Source organism: Micromonospora sp. WMMD737, from assembly GCF_049179055.1.
Classification (GTDB): domain Bacteria; phylum Actinomycetota; class Actinomycetes; order Mycobacteriales; family Micromonosporaceae; genus Micromonospora; species Micromonospora reichwaldensis.
The window spans coordinates 1-1,353 of the sequence record NZ_JBMHMH010000026.1 but is presented as its reverse complement, the minus strand read 5'-3'; the positions used below and the strand labels follow the sequence as shown (position 1 = coordinate 1,353).

The 1,353-nt window shown below is 71.4% G+C and carries 1 pseudogene; it reads left to right on the top strand.

The features are described 5' to 3' along the window. Positions 1 to 17: 17 nt before the first annotated feature. A pseudogene (locus ACN27A_RS34020) lies at positions 18 to 1,353 on the top strand (hypothetical protein); the annotation flags it as partial.

Sequence of the window (1,353 nt, the reverse complement as noted above, 5' to 3'; positions counted from 1 at the left end):
ACCGGGACCCCGCCTCGATGTGGCTGCGCCTCGAACCGACGGACCGCGTCGAGCGGATGAGTCTGCGCCCGCTGAGCCTCGGCGGTCTGCACGAGGTGATCGCGCATCGGCTGGGCCGGTCGTTTCCCCGCCCAACCATGGTGCGCATCGGCGAGGTCTCGGGGGGAAACCCCTTCTACGCGCTGGAGCTCGCCCGGGCACTCGAGGACAACCCGCTGCGCAGTGACACCGAGTTGCCGCGCTCGTTGGCCGAGCTGGTGCGGCTGCGGATCGGCGCCTTGAGCGAGGATGTCCGTGAGGTGCTGTTGGTGGCCGCGAGCGCAGCCGATCCGACCGTCGAGATGGTCTCTCAGGCAACCGGGTTCAGCATCGATCGCACCGTCGAACTGCTGGAGAGCAGCGACGGAGCCGGGGTGGTCTCGGTCGCCGGGCACCGGGTACGGTTCCAGCACCCGCTGTTGGCGCGCGGCGTCTACACCGATGCCGGGGTGCCGAGCCGGCGCCGGGTGCACCGCAAGCTGGCCGAACTGGTGACCGAGCCTGAGTTGCGGGCCCGCCACCTGGCACTGGCCGCGACGTCCGACGACGCGGTCACGCTCGCCGCCCTCGACGAGGCTGTGGTCACCGCGCGAGCCAGGGGCGCACCCGCAGCGGCCGCGGAGCTGCTCGACCTTGCGATCGGCCTTGGCGCAGACACTGTGCAGCGCCGAATCGCAGCTGCCGACAATCATGTTCGGGCCGGCGACCTGACCACTGCCGGACAGCTGTTGGGGCCGGTGATCGATCGGGAACCGCCGGGCACACCTCGCGCTCTGGCGCGGGCGATGCTGGCCGCGGTGCTGGTCCACACGCAGGGATACCCGCCCGCCGTCGACGAGTTGCAGCGTGCGCTCACCGATGCGGCAGGCGATCGGTTCACCACCGCCGCCGTCCGCACGCTGCTGGCGTTCATGCTGGTTCGGGCCGGTCGGCTCGACCAAGCGAGCGTGAGTGCGCGCACGGCGCTCGCCGAGGCCGAGGGCCCCGAGATCAGCGAGCCGGGAATCAGCGAGCGGGGAATCGGCCAGCTGATCAGCGCGGCGCTGGCGGTGAACGCGCTGGTCGACCACGAGTCCGGTGGCGGCCGTGATCACGCTGGGCTGCGGCGGGCCATCGCGCTGGAGGATCCCGCTCTCGACGTCCCGGTCACGTTGAGCGCCAGCGCTGTCGAGGCGGAATTGCTGATCGGCAGTGGTGAGGTCGAGGAAGCGGCCCGTCGGCTGGCGGCGGTACGGGACCGGCTGCTGGTGCGGGGCGCCGACACCGAGATGCTGTGGGTGTCGGTGAACGCGGCAACGCTGAACATCCTGCGCG